General features: G+C 32.7%; 16 protein-coding genes. 6 read left to right on the forward strand and 10 right to left on the reverse strand.

The annotated features are described in order from the left end of the window. Positions 1–79: 79 nt before the first annotated feature. The 8 genes from AMD28_RS10375 to trhO form a co-directional block, all read right to left on the reverse strand. Complete coding sequence (locus AMD28_RS10375) at positions 80–724, reverse strand: hypothetical protein (RefSeq protein ID WP_055444047.1); 645 nt, start codon at positions 722–724, stop codon at positions 80–82. A gap of 188 nt (positions 725–912) precedes the next feature. Beyond that, positions 913–1,566: a CoA transferase subunit B gene (locus tag AMD28_RS10380; RefSeq protein WP_055444048.1), complete on the reverse strand. Its 654-nt coding sequence runs from the start codon at positions 1,564–1,566 to the stop codon at positions 913–915. A gap of 169 nt (positions 1,567–1,735) precedes the next feature. Further along, positions 1,736–2,437 carry a CoA transferase subunit A gene (locus AMD28_RS10385; protein WP_055444049.1) on the reverse strand — a complete coding sequence of 234 codons (702 nt, stop codon included), beginning with the start codon at positions 2,435–2,437 and terminating at the stop codon, positions 1,736–1,738. Between the two features lie 304 nt (positions 2,438–2,741). Next, a complete protein-coding gene (locus tag AMD28_RS10390; protein ID WP_055444050.1) occupies positions 2,742–5,111 on the reverse strand; it encodes a penicillin-binding protein 1A in 2,370 nt (789 codons plus the stop codon). A gap of 49 nt (positions 5,112–5,160) precedes the next feature. Then, the gene (locus AMD28_RS10395) at positions 5,161–5,652 is read right to left on the reverse strand and encodes a gliding motility lipoprotein GldH (RefSeq protein WP_055444051.1); all 492 of its coding nucleotides are present in this window, start codon (positions 5,650–5,652) and stop codon (positions 5,161–5,163) included. After that, complete coding sequence (locus AMD28_RS10400; protein ID WP_055444052.1) at positions 5,642–7,060, reverse strand: PSP1 domain-containing protein; 1,419 nt, start codon at positions 7,058–7,060, stop codon at positions 5,642–5,644. The genes AMD28_RS10395 and AMD28_RS10400 overlap by 11 nt, the downstream gene beginning before the upstream one ends. A 231-nt stretch (positions 7,061–7,291) precedes the next feature. Next, positions 7,292–8,296, reverse strand: coding sequence for a radical SAM protein (locus AMD28_RS10405; RefSeq protein WP_055444053.1), 1,005 nt, complete (start codon positions 8,294–8,296; stop codon positions 7,292–7,294). Next, the gene (gene trhO, locus AMD28_RS10410; protein WP_055444054.1) at positions 8,297–9,367 is read right to left on the reverse strand and encodes an oxygen-dependent tRNA uridine(34) hydroxylase TrhO; all 1,071 of its coding nucleotides are present in this window, start codon (positions 9,365–9,367) and stop codon (positions 8,297–8,299) included. A gap of 681 nt (positions 9,368–10,048) precedes the next feature. On the opposite strand from trhO, the gene recA reads away from it, so the two are divergent. From recA to AMD28_RS10430, 4 genes are all read left to right on the forward strand, one after another. Further along, positions 10,049–11,056: a recombinase RecA gene (gene recA, locus AMD28_RS10415; RefSeq protein ID WP_055444055.1), complete on the forward strand. Its 1,008-nt coding sequence runs from the start codon at positions 10,049–10,051 to the stop codon at positions 11,054–11,056. Positions 11,057–11,157: 101 nt separating this feature from the next. Then, a complete protein-coding gene (locus AMD28_RS10420; RefSeq protein ID WP_055444056.1) occupies positions 11,158–11,571 on the forward strand; it encodes a hypothetical protein in 414 nt (137 codons plus the stop codon). A gap of 28 nt (positions 11,572–11,599) precedes the next feature. Beyond that, positions 11,600–12,142, forward strand: coding sequence for an RNA polymerase sigma factor (locus AMD28_RS10425; RefSeq protein ID WP_055444057.1), 543 nt, complete (start codon positions 11,600–11,602; stop codon positions 12,140–12,142). Beyond that, a complete protein-coding gene (locus tag AMD28_RS10430) occupies positions 12,142–13,821 on the forward strand; it encodes a hypothetical protein (RefSeq protein ID WP_055444058.1) in 1,680 nt (559 codons plus the stop codon). The genes AMD28_RS10425 and AMD28_RS10430 overlap by 1 nt, the downstream gene beginning before the upstream one ends. A gap of 95 nt (positions 13,822–13,916) precedes the next feature. On the opposite strand, the gene AMD28_RS10435 is transcribed toward AMD28_RS10430, so the two are convergent. Then, positions 13,917–14,657, reverse strand: coding sequence for a lysophospholipid acyltransferase family protein (locus AMD28_RS10435; RefSeq protein ID WP_055444059.1), 741 nt, complete (start codon positions 14,655–14,657; stop codon positions 13,917–13,919). Between the two features lie 115 nt (positions 14,658–14,772). On the opposite strand from AMD28_RS10435, the gene trpS reads away from it, so the two are divergent. Further along, a complete protein-coding gene (trpS, locus tag AMD28_RS10440; protein WP_055444060.1) occupies positions 14,773–15,741 on the forward strand; it encodes a tryptophan--tRNA ligase in 969 nt (322 codons plus the stop codon). Between the two features lie 102 nt (positions 15,742–15,843). Here trpS and dprA read toward each other — a convergent pair whose 3' ends face one another. Next, positions 15,844–16,947: a DNA-processing protein DprA gene (gene dprA, locus AMD28_RS10445; protein ID WP_055444061.1), complete on the reverse strand. Its 1,104-nt coding sequence runs from the start codon at positions 16,945–16,947 to the stop codon at positions 15,844–15,846. 104 nt (positions 16,948–17,051) lie between these two features. Here dprA and AMD28_RS10450 point away from each other — a divergent pair, with 104 nt between their 5' ends. Then, positions 17,052–17,990 (forward strand): HU domain-containing protein, encoded by a 939-nt coding sequence (locus AMD28_RS10450; RefSeq protein ID WP_055444062.1) that lies wholly within the window; start codon positions 17,052–17,054, stop codon positions 17,988–17,990. Positions 17,991–18,035: the final 45 nt, after the last annotated feature.

The raw sequence follows: 18,035 nt of genomic DNA on the forward strand, positions 1-18,035 counted from the left end.
ATTTGGGGACTCCAAAGATGTAACTTATTTTAGAATAATCAGTTAAAAAGCATAATAAATCGATGAAATACACTAAATTTTAACGTTTGAAGAGCTTTCGTAGTCCTTTCCTTATCTTTTTAACACCTAAAACATGTGCTACCGGATAATAATTCCGACCATAATTAGAGCGTTTATCTTCCTCTAATCTTTTTGCTACTTGATTGGTTATTTTAATTACAAAGACTTCTTCCGCATTGGGAAAAGACAAATCACGACCATCTTGATCTACTTTTTGTCCTCTGGAGGTATGATCGTGCTTTCTTGCATGATACGCTTCGGTTTCATACAATTCATTATAACAATGTATCAGTTCATGGCTAAGTAAAGCTAAGGGAGAGTTATAGCCTTTGTTGCGTTTAAACCATTTTCTTTTATGGTTCTTTCGGAACACAACACCATGCGTATCATAAAACATAATGGCGTTATGCTTAAAGTAGTATGCATTCTTTTTTCCTGGTACTATTGTAATATTATTTACCGTGTCTTCTACTAAAACATCTATAATATCTACCCTTTTCATCTCTTCTTCGTCTTCAAAAGAGATGGTAAGGGTATTGTTCTTTATTAAAAAATCAAGAGCTATGGTGGTATTCCGAACAAAACGATCGGTAATCGTTTCATAATCCCGATCTTCTTTATATTGATAGTTAAAAAACTCTCCGTTAAGGGATTTTATTTTCATTCCGAATATTACAGACTCATTTTAATTTTACATATTCTATTACCCTAAATCGGAAAAATGGAATTCGCCATTAGCAATTTAGAATAATAGCATGTTTTTTATAGGCTCATTTGAATTTTACATTTTCTATTACTTTAAATCGGGAAAATGGAATTCGCCATTAATGATTTAGAATAATAGTATGTTTTTTACAGGCTCATTTCTGGTACTTCGCCATCTACAATTAAAGTACCTTCTGTAGCCTTTTGAATCTCTTCTACAGAAACTCCTGGAGCGCGTTCTAGTAATTTAAATCCCTTTGCTGTTACTTCTAAAACAGCCAAGTTAGTTACAATCTTTTTTACACAACCAACTCCAGTTAAAGGCAAGCTACAATTTTTAAGAAGTTTAGATTCCCCAGCTCTATTGGTATGCATCATGGCAACAATTATGTTTTCTGCACTAGCAACCAAATCCATTGCGCCTCCCATTCCTTTTACCATTTTACCTGGAATTTTCCAATTGGCAATATCTCCATTTTCTGAAACTTCCATAGCACCAAGAATAGTAAGGTCTACATGTTTCCCTCTAATCATAGAGAAGCTCATTGCAGAGTCGAAAAAACTAGCTCCAGGAAGCGTGGTAATGGTTTGTTTTCCTGCGTTAATTATATCTGCATCTTCTTCTCCTTCAAAAGGAAACGGTCCCATTCCTAAAACGCCATTTTCACTTTGAAATTCTACTTCTATATCGTCTCTAACATAGTTTGCTACTAATGTTGGTATACCAATACCAAGGTTTACGTAGTAACCATCTTGTACTTCTTTTGCAATTCGTTTTGCTATTCCTGTTTTATCTAACATGTTCTTTTGTTTTTTGTCATTCCCGCCTTTCGTCTTCGCTCAAGATAAACTAAGGCAGGAATCTTTTTAATTGAAACTGTAATTCTGTAAATGGATTCCTGCTTTACTCTTTAATTTCTTTTTAATTATTGAAATCATGAACCTTCGATGTAGCAGGAATGACAATTCTTTAACTTCGTTGTCTTACAGTTCTCTGCTCAATTCTCTTTTCATATTTAGCACCTTGAAAAATGCGTTGTACAAATATTCCCGGAATATGAATTTGATTGGGATCTAGCGCTCCTACAGGAACTAATTCTTCTACCTCAGCAACGGTGATTTTTGCAGCACCACACATATTCGGATTAAAATTTCTAGCAGTTCCTTTAAAGATTAAATTTCCTGCAGCATCTCCTTTCCATGCTTTTACAAAAGCAAAATCTGCCTTAAAAGCATGTTCTAACACATACATTTTACCATCAAATTCTCTAGTTTCTTTTCCTTCTGCTACTTCTGTACCATATCCTGCTGGTGTGTAAATTGCAGGAAATCCAGCTTGTGCTGCTCTACAACGTTCTGCTAATGTACCTTGAGGAATAAGCTCTACATCTAACTCACCAGATAGCATCTGACGTTCAAATTCTGCGTTTTCACCAACATAGGAAGAAATCATTTTTTTAACTTGTTTTTGATGTAATAACAAGCCTAGACCAAAATCATCTACTCCTGCGTTATTAGAAATACAGGTGAGTCCTTTTATATTCTTTTTTACTAATTCTGCTATGGAATTTTCAGCAATACCAGAAAGTCCAAATCCGCCAAACATGAAAGTCATGTTGTCTTGAACACCTTGCAATGCTTCTTGTACAGAATCTACTTTTTTATTAATCATTTTTGTAATTTTTTGGAACTGAAAAATACGAAATAAAAAAACCATTCGGAATAGAATGGCTTTGAAATTATGTGTGACTATTAGAGAACTGATTTATTTGTTAAAAAAATTAAAATTCGCTTTGCTTATTTTTCCTTAAACAATCTTATATCTTCCTATTGAATGGTCTCGAGCAATTAATTTTAAAACCCTTCCATATTTAATTTCTCCTTAAAACAAACAACTCCTTCCCTAAAAAAGGAAGGAGTTGTTGTTTTAAAATTTCACAAATACATCATGAGATTCCTGCCTTCGCAGGAATATATTAGAAGTCTAATTCTTCAGGAACATCTTCATCTGGTCCATCTGAATCTGAATCTTGCTTTTGTTTATAATCATCACAATCTACTTCAATAGAAAGGTTTTTTGGTCTTTCAAATTCGCCTTGAGATATTTCAAGTTCTTCGTTTTCATAACAACTTTTCATATACATTCCCCAAATTGGTAATGCCATTGCTGCTCCTTGCCCATAAGTTATAGACGCAAAATGTGCTGCTCTATCTTCAGCTCCAACCCAAACTCCTGTAACTAGGTTTGGTACCATTCCCATAAACCAACCATCACTCTGGTTTTGTGTTGTTCCTGTTTTTCCGGCTATTGGATTTGTAAACTCATACGGATACCCAGTAATTACTTCTCTGTAATCTGCACGCCATTTATCACGCCCTTTACCTCTTAATCTACCCCCTGAACCAGATTGTGTTACGCCTTCCATTAGGTTTACCGTTACATAAGCAGCTTCTTCCCCTAATACATCGCGAGATTCTGGTGTAAATTGGTATAAAATCGTTCCGTTTTTATCTTCAATATGTGTTACCATTACTGGTTTTGTATAAACGCCTTGGTTTGCAAAAGCAGAATATGCGCCAACCATTTCATAAACACTTACGTCTGGCGTTCCTAAGGCTATAGAAGGTACGGCAAGAACTTCAGATTCTATTCCTAATTTCTTTACTAAATCTACAACAGGCTGCGGACCAACCTTATCCATTAAACGCGCTGTAATGGTATTTACAGAATTTGCTAAAGCATTTTTTAAGGTTCTTGTTCCTCCATATTCGTTATTATCATTTCTTGGTGTCCAAGGTTCTGGATTTCCATACTTATTTGCTTCAATAGTAATTTGAGAATTTGGCAATACATCACAAGGAGAAAGGTGCAACTGGTCGATTGCTGTTGCGTACACAAAAGGTTTAAAAGTAGAACCTACTTGACGTTTAGATTGGTTTACATGATCATATTGAAAATGCTTGTAACTAACACCACCAACCCATGCTTTTACATGACCTGTTTGCGGATTCATAGACATCATTCCTGTGTGTAAAAAATGCTTATAATAACGCATAGAATCTATAGGCTTCATAATAGTATCTATTTCTGAAGCTTTACCTTCTTTCCATGCAAAAACAGACATTTTTGTAGGCTTATAAAATGATGCTCGTATTTCTTTTTCCGATTTACCAGCTTTTTTCATTATTCTCCAACGCTCTCCTCTGCTCATTGCTTTTTGCATTAAAGAATCTATTCCTCCTTTTGTTAAATCTAAAAATGGAGCTGTTGGGTTACGATCCGGTGTGTTTTGATGAAAAAATTCTGCTTGCAATCTTGGCATGTGTCTATTTACAGCATCTTCAGCATATAATTGCATTCTAGAATCTATGGTTGTATATACTTTTAATCCATCACTATTGATGTTATACGCGGTACCATCTGGTTTTCTATTGGCTTTATCTTTTGTCCAATCTTTCATAAAAGCACGAAGATATTCTCTAAAATAAGTGGCAGTACCTTCACGATGCGATTCTGGAGAATAGCGCAAACCTAAATCAAGTTTTTGAAGCGAATCTTTAACAGTTTCATCAATATAACCATACTTTTCCATTTGTGCTAAAACCACATTACGTCTGTTTTTTACACCAATTGGATTACGTTCTGGTCTTGGATTATATAAAGAAGAGTTTTTAAACATACCAACCAACATTGCTGATTCTTTAATATCTAACTCCATTGGCTCTTTACCAAAATAAATTCTGGATGCAGAACGGATTCCATCTCCATTATTTCCAAAATCATAGATATTAAAATATTGCGCAATAATCTCTTCTTTAGTGTATTGTCGTTCTAGTTTTGTAGCGATAATCCACTCTTTAATTTTTTGCGTAATTCTACTTAGTGTGTTTGTAGAAGCCACACCAACAAATAACTGTCTAGATAATTGTTGCGAAATGGTACTTGCGCCACCTTTGCTTCCTAAATACACAAATGCTCTTAGTGTTCCTCTTGCATCAATTCCTGAATGCTCATGAAAACGCGCATCTTCTGTTGCAATTAAAGCATCTACTAAGTGCTTTGGTAATTCATCATAACTTACAGGAGTTCTGTTATCGTTAAAATAGAATTTACCTAGGGTTTTACCATCTGAAGAAATAATTTCAGTAGCTAAATTCGTTTTAGGATTTTCTAATATGGTATGATCTGGAAGCGCTCCAAAAACACCCCATGAAGCTAATAAAAACACGAGTATTATTGCCAAAACACCTCCTAAAAAAAGCTTCCAAAACCAACTTATGTATTTTGAAAAATCTTGAGTTACTGCTTTTTTATTTGCCTGCTTTTTTGCTTGCTTTTTTGCCATTAACTATTTTCTTTTGTTAGATACTTCGACTGTGCTCCGTATGACATTTTTAATTATTATTTATATTTTCTACTCTAAATCCAACATCTGTGATGCCTTCCAAATCCACAACACCATTTACTTTACCGTTTTCACGCATGGCATGTTGAATCTTTATTTGGTATTCTCCAGTTTCACTAAAAACAAAACCTTCTTTATACCACAATTTATTTTCTTTAATACCAGAAAAACCAGAACCTAAAAATTCTCCATTAGGTTTCGCCATTTTATATTCTAAAGTGTCTTTTACTGTTTTTCCGTGCGGATAATTCATTGCTACTATGAGATACAAATTATTGTATTTGTATTCTTGATTATTTCGCAGGTTTACAAACAAATTGTATTTATTAATACTATCAGGTGCCTGTACTTTAAAAGATATAACATCCTCTTTATTCCATTTTTTATCTACACTTTGATAGGTATCAAAAACACCATTAGCATCACAAGACACAAAAATTAGAGAAAGAAATAAAAGCAATAGAAAAATACTATTTCGCATTGTTTGTTTTGTTGGTATTACTGTTTTTATTTGTGTTTCTAGTTTTGTTGGTATTGCTAGTTCTACTTGTATTACTTGTTTTGTTCGCTTTATTGGCATTGCCTGCCTTGTTGGTGTTATTACTTTTATTTGGGTTGTTACTTTTATTCGCATTACCAGCTTTGTTAGCAGTATTGCTTTTGTTCGTAGTACTTGTTTTATTCGTATTACGGGGTTTATTGGTATTCGGTTTGTTTGGCTTGTTGGTATTCGTATTATTGGTACTATTTTGAGGTTTTGCTCTTCTCTTATTGTTTTTACGTTTTTTATTGCCTTTTGGATTATCGAAACGTGTTAAACTATCTTGACCAACAACGTTTTCAAACTCGGTTTTAGTATCTTCTACCAGTTCTAATGCGTATTCTTCTAGACTTTCAATCTTTTCTTTTTTCTTATTGATTGCTATAATTTCATTGGCTTGATCTTTCGTAATCTTGTGCCAATTCATCCATTCGCCTTCATAAGCATACCATAAATGACCTTGAAAAATATCTGTTTTCTGACAAACAGCAGTTCCTTTTTTGGTGTATAATTTTATTTCCGGTTTTGGAAGCGTTTTTAAAGCATCTAAATAACTATCTAACTCATAGTTTAAACAGCATTTTAATTTCCCACATTGTCCTGCTAATTTTTGCGGATTTAAAGATAACTGCTGATAACGTGCTGCAGAGGTACTTACCGATCTAAAATCGGTTAACCAAGTAGAACAACATAACTCACGTCCACAAGAACCAATACCACCAAGTCTTGCTGCTTCTTGTCTAAAACCAACTTGTTTCATTTCAATTCTGGTTCTAAACTCTCTTGCAAAAAGTTTAATAAGCTCTCTAAAATCTACGCGTTCTTCTGCGGTGTAATAAAAAGTAGCTTTACTGGCATCTCCTTGAAATTCGATATCCGAAATTTTCATTTTCAATTTCAAATCTATTGCAAATTGGCGTGCTTTTACCTTCATTGCTTCTTCTCTATCACGAGCTTCAGACCAAATATCGATATCTTTTTGTGATGCTTTTCTGTATATTTTTTGAATCGTTTCGGGGTTTTCAGAAACCTTTTTACGTTTCATTTGCACTCTTACTAGTTCTCCAGTAAGCGTTGCCATACCAATATCATGTCCGGATTGTGCCTGTGTTGCAACCACGTCACCAATTGCTAAGGTTAGGTTTTCGGTATTTTTGTAGTATTCTTTTCTTCCGTTTTTAAAACGAACCTCCACCCAATCAAAGGGTTTTTCTCCGTTTGGAAGCGACATGTTTGCTAACCAATCAAAAACAGTGAGTTTGTTACAACTATCTGTTCCACATGTTCCGTTACTTTTGCAGCCTTTTGGTTGGCCATCTTTTCCTGTTGAACAAGTTCCACAAGCCATAAAGTGTATATATTGATTCTGAAAAAGCACTCTTTTTCAGAAGAAGATTAATAAAAAATAGTTTCTTTTTTAATGATTTCTACTTTCATAGAAATTACAAACCAAAGTACTACTTTGGTTTGTAAAGATAATATTATTCTAACGACTTAAAAACAAAGTTTTAGATTCCCTTTTTTCTTAAAAAGACAAACACACAGAAAACCAAGATAATTGCCTCGTGTTGTGTGCTTTTTAATTGAATTCTACTTCGTAGTTTAATCTATTGGTAAGTGATTTTAATTCGGTTTCCGACTTAAAAGCATTGGCATATAATTCTTTGCTCCAACCTATTCTTTTAGAGTAATCATTAAAGCTTTCTTCTTTCCAATTAAAGCCATCTTTCCAGAATTTATTGGGAGAAACATAACAAAACGTATAGTCGAAAATTAGACTGGAGTTGTTTATTTGTGTGCTTTTAGGAATTTCGTTAGATGCCAAAAGCATGATATTATTCGCTTTACAATTGTCTCGAATTTGTGTTATCAGTTTTGGATAATCGGCACGAATACTTTCTAAATCGAAATCATTATACTCGGTATTTCCAATTTTTCTAATGGGACGAATTTGAAGTATATCGAAACTTTTTCCGCTAAAATGATTAAAGAGTTCTGTTAATTCGTAAAAATTATCTTTATTAAAAGTGTAATTAATTCGGACTTTAAAATCGTATTTACTTTTTAGTTTCTGAAAAGCATTAAATGCATTATGAAATTTCTCATAGCTCGATTTTTTCATAAAACCTTCGTAGCTTTCTTTTGTTACGCCATGTAATGAGATTGTAAATTCATTAAGTCCTGCTTCTAAAAGAGCTTCAATCTTTTCTTCATCCAGTAAATTCGCATTGGTGGTCACAGAAATATATGGCACGCCATATTGTTTCCCTAATTTTACAATTTCTGGTAAATTTTTATAAAGCGTTGGCTCTGTACCACAACCAATTTGTAGTTTTAAAGCACGTTTAAAAATGGTTTTTGCTACTTGCTCTAATTCTTCAGGTTTAAATTGTCCCTTTAGAGTTTTCACATAATCGGCATCTGTAAAATAACACATTTTACAACGCAAGTTACAAGCCATTACAGGATCTAGATTTACTGCTAAATAACGCTTGTTGAGTTTATGTAACAGCCAAAGCCCTAGAAATTTAACTCTATGGCTTTTAATCTTTCGATTGAGTTGTAATAGCTTGTAAATATTCATTTACTTTTTATTTGGTAAAGATTCAAAGATGTTTCTTAAATCTTTCTTGAAAGGTAAGTGATCTGCTCTTCCTTTTTTAAATATATCGTTACTATTTGCTTGCCCTTTTCGTAATTCTTTTTGCTCTTCAAAAGGCATTGCATGAATTTCTTGACAGGTTGTAGAGCAACAGTTATTCATTTCTTCCTTACACGCATCACATTGAATAAATAAAAGATGACACGCATCATTTGCACAATTGGTATGAATATCGAATGCATCACCACATTGATGGCATTTTGCAATAACATCTTCGCTTATTTTTTCGGCTCTTCTTTCATCAAAAACAAAGTTTTTCCCAATGAATTTATTTTCTAAACCTTCGGCATTAATTTGACGTGTGTATTCTATAATTCCGCCTTCTAATTGGTATACATTTTTAAAACCTTTGTGCTTATAGTATGCACTTGCTTTTTCGCAACGTATTCCTCCTGTGCAATACATTAAAAGGTTTTTTTCTTCTTTAAATTCTTTTAAATCTTCTTCAATAATATCTAAAGATTCTCGAAACGTATCTACGTCTGGCGTTACAGCACCATCGAAATGACCAATCTCACTTTCGTAATGATTACGCATATCTACACAAACGGTGTTTGGGTTGACTAACATTTCGTTAAATTCTTTAGCAGAAAGATGCACTCCTTTATTTCGCACATCAAACGTATCGTCATTTAATCCGTCTGCAACAATCTTGTTTCTAACTTTTACTTTCAATTTTAGAAAGGACATATTGTCTTGCTCTACCGCAATATTTAGTCGTATTCCTTTTAAGAAATCAATAGTATCTAAATGAGTTTTAAAAGCTTCAAATTGATCCGCTGGTAAGGATAGTTGGCCGTTTATGCCTTCTGTAGCGACGTATATTCTACCAAGAACATCTAGTGCGTTCCAAGTTAAAAATAAGTGGTCTCTAAATTCTTGAGGATTTGTAATTTTAGCGTACTGATAAAAAGAAAGTGTTAATCGGTCTTTTCCTGCTTCTTCGATTAACGCGGCTCTTTCTTTTGCGCTTAAGGTATTGTACAGTTGCATGCTATACTAATTTTTAAGGTTAAAGAATAATTTTTTACAAAGGTAGTATTTTAAAAAGAATAGGCAAGATTTGTGTCTTTTGATAATAGAATATAAAAGTTAAAAACAAAAAAAGTCCTTTACGCTCTGCAAAGGACTTTTAATAGACTAACTCGTTATTAATATTTTTAATTTCTTAAAATTTAAAATATTTTACGAGTTAACCTCCATCGGCTTTACAATTGCTATTAACAAATATAGCAACGGGTCCGCCTAGTGCATGAATACATTTTTTAAAAAACTTCATAGTTTGATACTTTATAAGATTAAACTATATATACCTCATAAAGATTAAAATGGCGGACTACATTTCTCTCTATTTCCTTTCTAGTTCCAACACAAAATAAAACGTACTTAAGCGATGCTTAAATGACTATTTCATCCAAAGAAAATAAGGTTCAAATTTAGTTTCTACTCTTTTAAAATTTATTCGGCACTATTTATTAAAAAGCAAGGTCATTTTTCTTTTTCATAGCATAAAATTTTCCCACTTTATATAGTAGATGCAGAAAGCATAAAAAGGTTGCGTCACAAAGGCAATTATTATTTAATTAATTTAAAATGAAATGTATTATTGTATTGCAATATGACAAAAGAAGTAGTATTTTAGCGTCTCTTACACGAATAAATTAATATACACAGATGAGCAGCGAAAAAGAAGCAAAATTAAAAGCCCTTAAACTAACTTTAGACAAGTTAGATAAGGCTTACGGAAAAGGAACAGTAATGAAAATGAGCGATAAAGCAATCGTGGATGTAGAGGCTATTTCTTCTGGATCTTTAGGATTAGATATTGCTTTAGGCGTTGGTGGTTACCCAAGAGGTCGTGTTATTGAAATATATGGACCAGAATCTTCTGGTAAAACTACATTAACTTTACATGCTATTGCGGAAGCGCAAAAAGCTGGAGGTATTGCTGCATTTATTGATGCAGAGCATGCTTTTGATAGATTTTATGCAGAAAACTTAGGAGTAGATATCGATAATTTAATCATCTCGCAACCAGACAATGGAGAACAAGCACTTGAAATAGCAGATAATTTAATTCGTTCTGGTGCTATTGATATTGTGGTAATAGATTCTGTTGCTGCATTAACACCAAAAAGTGAAATTGAAGGTGAAATGGGAGACTCTAAAATGGGTTTACATGCAAGACTAATGTCTCAAGCCTTAAGAAAATTAACAGCATCTATAAGTAAGACCAATTGTACCGTTATTTTCATTAACCAATTAAGAGAAAAAATTGGTGTTATGTTTGGTAACCCAGAAACAACAACTGGTGGAAATGCATTAAAATTTTACGCCTCTGTTCGTTTAGATATTAGAAGATCTACACAAATTAAAAGTACAGATGGAGAAGTACAAGGAAATAAAACGAGAGTTAAAGTAGTTAAAAATAAAGTAGCTCCTCCTTTTAGACTTGCTGAGTTTGACATTATGTATGGTCAAGGAATTTCTAAAGTTGGTGAAATTCTAGATATAGCAGTCGAGTTTGAAATTGTTAAGAAAGCTGGTTCGTGGTTTAGTTATGGCGAAACAAAACTAGGACAAGGTAGAGACGCTGTAAAAGAATTAATAAAAGACAATCCAGAACTCATGGATGAGTTGGAAGGCAAAATTAAAGCAGCGATTAAAGAAGCTAAAGAATAAATAAAAATCCCGATATAATCGGGATTTTTTGTTTTTACACGCAACCTTTTATACTTTTCTGCATCTAGTAATTAAAACATGTATTTTTTATTATCGTAAAAATGAAAAAAATATTAGTAGTCTTATTATTCATAATATTCTCTTCTTGTAGTGTAACTGATGATATACCACGTATACAAACAGCGTTTTTGCCAATAGAAAGTGTTAGTATGCCAGATGCATATAGAATTAATCAAACCTATACTATATCTTTAGTTTATAATAAACCATCTACTTGTCACACTTTTAATGGCATTTATTCGCATGTAAATGGTAACGAAAACACCATTGCCATAGTTAGTGATGTACATACCAATAATAATTGTCAAGAAATAATTACGGAAGCAGAAGCTTCTTTTGACTTTGAACCAACAGAATTAGGAACTTATATTTTTAAATTTTGGCATGGTGAAAACACTATAAATAATGTAAATGAAGACGTTTACTTAGATTATGAGATAGAAGTAGTAGAATAATTATACGTTTAACTAATACATATATCCTTTGAGTTTAGACCAACTCATTTTAAATTGTAAAAAAAATGATGCTAAAGCACAAAGCGAACTATACCAGCTCTTTTCGAGTAAACTGTTTTCTCTTTGCTTAAAGTATTCTAAAAATTACGTCGAAGCGGAAGATAATCTGCAGGATGCGTTTGTGACTATTTTTAATAAAATATCACAATACAATAACAAAGGTTCTTTTGAAGGTTGGTTAAAACGAATAACAATAAACACCGCTTTACAATGCTACAGAAGCCAAGGTGTTTTTGAAATTGTAAACGAAGAAAACATTGAAGAGGTAACTCTTGAAATAGAAGACGATGAATTATCTATAGACTATCTATTACAAATTATACAAGAACTACCAGACAGATACAGATTAGTGTTTAACCTGTATGCCTTAGATGGCTATTCCCATAAAGATATAGCATCTATGTTAAGTATAACCACAGGAACCTCGAAATCTAACTTAGCAAGAGCTAGACAGATTTTAAAAGATAAAATAGAAACCTATAGAGCGAGTTTAAATGCGCAAACATTATAATGAGTGACAAAAAACATATAGATAGAATTTTTCAAGAAAAGCTTAAAGATTTGGAGGCAACTCCAGATGCTAAAGTTTGGGAAAATATTCAAAGTCGACTAGAACAGCCTAAAGAAGATAAGGAAAAGATTTTCCCTATTTGGTTCCGTATTGGTGGTGTTGCAGCATTACTATTGGTATTATTAACTGTTGGAAATCTCTATATTTCTAACAAAAGCAATACTACTAAAACAAATGTTGTCGATACAGAAAATGCTACAAATCCTTCAGCAGAGGAAAAAAACAGTATTAACGCAAATAGTACGAATTCAGAAAACACAAATAACGCCATTGTAGAAGAAAATAATACTACTTCTAAAAATGAAGAAACCATTGCTGTAGTTAAAAACACTTCCGAAGAAAACAAAAAGAGGACAAACACAGGTATAGTATCTTCCAATACTTCTAAAAACACAACCAATAATAATAATAATAATAATAATAATAATTCAAGTATCAACCAATCGGGTACCAATAACACAGCACAAAACAACAAAATAGCTACGGTAACAAATAATAAAAGCAAGGTTATCACTAATCAACAAACCCTATTAGTAGTTGCTAAAAATAGTACAGCATTAGACGCAAATTCTAAAGGAATTACTGTAAACAATTCAACATCTAGAAATCAAAATGTGGTTACCAATAGCTCCAAGGAAGAAAACGCAAACATTATCAACAAAAACGGGAATACTCTTGCACAAAACAATGTAGAAAACAGCAACAATACAACTGGAAATGTAACCGAATTAGATAAAAACAAAGTAGCTACCGCATTACAAAATAGTACTACAAATGCTATCACAGAAAACAGCACAAATACCGAATTAGAAAACACCATTGCAGACGCAGAAACTAAAAAAGAAGAAGCATCTATAGAAGAGGAAATAGCAAAATTAGAAGACCTTATTGAAAAAGAGGAAGAAAAAGTAAACAGGTGGCAAGTGTATGCAAACATTGCGCCTGTTTACTATAATACACTTAGCAAAGGATCTCATATTGATGACCAATTTATAGACAACTCAAAATCTGGAGAAATAAATACGAGCTATGGTGTTAATGTGAGCTATGCTTTTAATGATAAATTAAAATTACGCTCTGGACTTAACTCTTTAAATTTAAGTTATGACACCGATAATGTTATTTTATATCAAAGTGCCTCGGGTAACAATGGAGGACCTGCTTTAAAAAATATAACCTTTAATAACGAACAACATATATCTGCCATTTCTGCAAATAATCTTGTGGTACAACAAGCGATAGGTATTTTACCAAATGAAAACGCAGCTATTAGTCAGCGTATTGGTTATTATGAGATTCCTATGGAATTAGAATATACGGTATCTAGCAAAAAATTTGGAGTAAATGTTATTGCAGGATTAAGCACATTTATCTTAAATGATAATAAGATTTTTTCTGAATTTGAAGAAAGAAAAACAGAAATTGGCGAAGCAAACAATATAAACAATGTGAGTTTTAGCGGAAACTTAGGTCTTGGTTTAGACTATAAATTTTCTGATAAAATTAAATTCAACGTGCAACCAACCTTTAAATACCAAATGAATGCCTTTGAAAATACCTCTGGTAATTTTAGACCATACATTATTGGGGTATATACAGGGTTGAGTTATAAATTTTAGTTTTTAGTTGGTTAAATTGGTTATTGCTTTTTTAAGTGTATACCATTAAAAAAAGTAATAATACAAAAAGCTGCTCTATGCCAAGAGCAGCTTTTTTATTTTGAATTATAAACCTTTAATTGCTTTAATATAATAGCTTTAGAAGTGCTGTTTAAAGCTTTAGTATCTTTAACTGTTAGATCTTTTGTTGGAATAAATTGATGCATCTTAGCGCGCATTCTTCCAGGACTTCCACTAAAGAAGGTATATGAAAAACGTTTCTTATTATCTGCAAACGTTAATGGTACAATTGGTATTTGGTGGTTTATTGCCAGTCTAAAAGCACCATCTTTAAATTCGGTTAAAAGCACATCATCATCAGGAACCAATCCTTCCGGAAAAATACAAATACTTAATCCTTGTCCTAAACGTCTTTGTGCATTTCTAAAAACTGCTTTTCTACTACGTTCGCTACTTCTATCTACTAAAATACTAGTCCGTTTATAAAAGAAACCAAACAATGGTATTTTTGCTAATTCTGCCTTACCAACAAATACAAACGGATTTTTTACAGCAACTAACATGAGCATAATATCCATCATCGAAGTATGGTTAGCAATAAACATATAGCTTGTTTTAGGCTCCAGAGTTTGATCGCGTTCAATTTTGGTTTTAAAACCCATTCCTATTAAAATAAAACGAGCCCAAATACGCGCAATCTTAAAAAAGAAAGGATACCAGGTTTCTTTTAAAATAGAAATAATTAAAAATGGAAATAATATAATAATCGGTATAGCAACCAGTATATAAAACCAAATGCGATAGAAAATCCAAAAAATGTACTTAAAAACTTTCATAAGTGCCAAAACTACTAAATTTATCGAACTCCTCTTTATAAAAAAATTATCTTTGCTTTATCAATCAAGATTTAAGTTTAATTTAAAAAGATTTCCGCTTTCGCGGAAAGTAAACATGGCAAGAATTTTAACAGGAGTACAAAGTACAGGAACACCACATTTAGGAAACATTTTAGGGGCAATTATGCCAGCTATTAAAATGGCGGAAGACGCTAAAAACGAATCGTTTTTATTTATAGCAAACCTACACACCTTAACACAAATTAAAGATGCAGCAGTCTTAAGAGAAAACACGTATTCTGTAGCTGCAACTTGGCTGGCATTTGGTTTAGATGTTGAAAAAACGGTATTTTACAGACAAAGTGATGTTCCGCAAGTAACCGAATTATCTTGGTATTTGTCTTGTTTTTTCCCTTTTCAACGCTTAACCTTAGCACATGGTTTTAAAGACAAAGCAGATCGATTAGATGATGTAAATGCAGGTTTGTTTACCTACCCAATGCTTATGGCTGCAGATATTTTAGCCTATGATGCTAATATTATTCCTGTTGGAAAAGACCAACTACAACATATAGAAATGACTCGGGATGTAGCTTCTCGTTTTCATGCAAAAATGGGAGAAACTTTTGTACTTCCAGAAGGAAAAATACAAGAAAACATCATGCTTGTTCCTGGAACAGATGGTGAAAAAATGAGTAAAAGTAGAAACAACTTTATCAACTTATTTTTAGACGATAAAAAACTGCGAAAACAAATTATGAGTATTGCAACAGATAGCACTGCTTTAGAAGACCCTAAAGATTGGAAAACCTGTAATTGCTTTGCATTATATAACCTTTTAGCTTCGGAAGCCCAAATTGAAACCATGAAAGCCAATTATGAAAATGGTGGTTTTGGTTACGGACATGCAAAACAAGCTTTATTTGAGTTGATTGTCGAAAAATTTGCACACCAAAGAGAGCGTTATAACTACTATATGAATAATACAGACGAACTGGACAAAATACTTGCTATTGGCGCAGAAAAAGCGACTTTGGTTGCTAATGATGTTTTAGTTAGAGTAAGAGAAAAGATTGGGTATTAATTAAATCCCTTCAGAAGTTAGAATTTCTATTATTAAAAAAGTAATTATGTTTTCTAATAAGAAACATAATTGCTTTTTTTACTTCTTCTACTTTCAAAAACATTAAATCACCTCAAACAATTTCCCAGGAAGTGGTCTTACCACACCTTTTAATTCCATGTTTAAAAGCAAACCAGCTACTTTAAAAGTTGGTAGGTTACAACGCAAAGCAATAACATCTAATTGTTCTTTTTCGATATCTTTCAAAAAGTTATAGATCACTTTTTCTTGGTCGTCAAGTTCTACAAACAATTGTTTTTGTACTGTCTGTTTTTTACTGTCTTCTAATTCCCAATTTAAAATATAAGGCACATCTAAAGGCGTAGATAACATGTGTGCTTTTTGGTGTTTTATTAAATTATTACAACCAATACTCTGGCTATCTGTAACTCTTCCAGGAACTGCAAAAACATCTCTGTTGTAGGAGTTTGCAATATCTGCAGTGACGAGGCTTCCACCTTTTTCGGCAGATTCTATTACAATAGTAGCTTGGCTAATTCCGGCAATGATTCGGTTGCGTTTTAAAAAATTGTTTCTATCAAAGGTGTCACTACTCCAAAAATCGGTAAAGAAACCGCCGTTTTTCTCCACTTCTGCAATATACTTTTTATGGGTCTTTGGATATACCTGATTTAAACCATGTGCTAAACAACCTATAGTTTGTAGGTTATGTTTCATTGCTGCTTTTTGTGCTGTAATATCTGTACCATAAGCAAAACCAGAAACAATCACAGGATTAAAAACAGCAAGTTGCTCTACTAACTTTTCACAAAAAGCAATGCCATTTGTAGTAACCTTTCTTGCGCCTACAATACTAATAATACGCTGTTGTTTGAGATTCATATTTCCGGATTGAAATAATAAAACAGGACTATCTATACAGTGTTTCAACTTTTCGGGATAGGTTTCCGCTGTAAAATAATGGCAAAAAATATTTTCGTCTTTTATAAATTGTAACTCTTTTTCTGCAGCTTTTAAATGCGTTCTAGCAAATAAATCGCTAATTACAATGCTTCCTATACCATCAATTTTTAAAAGATTCTGTTTTTTCTCTTTAAAAACAGCTTCCGCAGAACCACAATGCGCAATGAGCTTTTTTGCCGTAATGTCCCCAATTTTAGCAACATGCTGCAATGCTAAAACGTAAAGCAATTCATTATCATTCATAATATAGAATTTTTTCTATACTGCAAAGTAAACAAAAAAACATAATGTTAATAACTCATACACGCGTTCTTTTTTCTGAAGTAAAAAATTTATAACTTTGTTTTATGCGATTAGAAACCTACATAAGCGATTTATTATACAGATACGACTGTGTTACAGTACCTAACTTTGGTACCTTTTTAACACAACGCGTTTCTGCGAAAGTACATGCCTCTACAAATGCCTTTTATCCTCCAAAAAAAGTATTATCTTTTAACGAGCAAATACAACAAAACGATGGTTTGTTGGCGCATTATATTGCGGATGTAGAAAAGATTCCTTTTGAAGTAGCTGTTAAAAAAATGGAGAAAAGAGTAAAATCTTTAAAATCTTATTTAACAGAAGGCGAAACACTAACCTTTGATAATATTGGAGATTTATCTTTTAATACCGAAGGTAAAATGTTGTTTGAGCCATCGTACCATTTAAATTACTTAACCGATGCTTTTGGTTTAAACCAATTCGTTTCTCCTACCATTACAAGAGAAGTGTATAAGGAAGAAGTAGAAGCAATAGAAAAAGTAATTCCACTTACAGTAACTCCAGAAAAACGCAAAGCGAGACCTTATTTTAAATATGCAGCCATTGCATTATTAGCATTAACTGCTGGAGGTTTGGTTTCTTCTAATTACTATGTAACCCAAATTGAAACACATAACCAACTAGCACAAGAAGAAGCAAACACACAATTGGAAAACAAAATTCAAGAAGCTACTTTTGTAATAGATAATCCGCTTCCTGCTGTAACCCTTACGGTAAACAAGCAAACTGGTAAATATCACATTATTGCTGGTGCTTTTAGAGCGGAAGAAAATTGCGATAAAAAAGTAAAGCAATTAAAAAAACAAGGTTTTAATGCTAGAAAAATTGGAGCTAACAAATATGGCTTACACCAAGTTGTTTACTCTAGTTATACGGATAGATTAGAAGCATTACAAGCGTTACGTGACGTTAAAAAAACACATAACAAAGAAGCTTGGTTATTAGTTAAAGATGTAAACTAATTTCTAAACGACATCCTATTATAAAACCTTCCTTTTTTGGGAAGG

The organism is Lacinutrix himadriensis (assembly GCF_001418105.1).
GTDB classification, from domain to species: domain Bacteria; phylum Bacteroidota; class Bacteroidia; order Flavobacteriales; family Flavobacteriaceae; genus Oceanihabitans; species Oceanihabitans himadriense.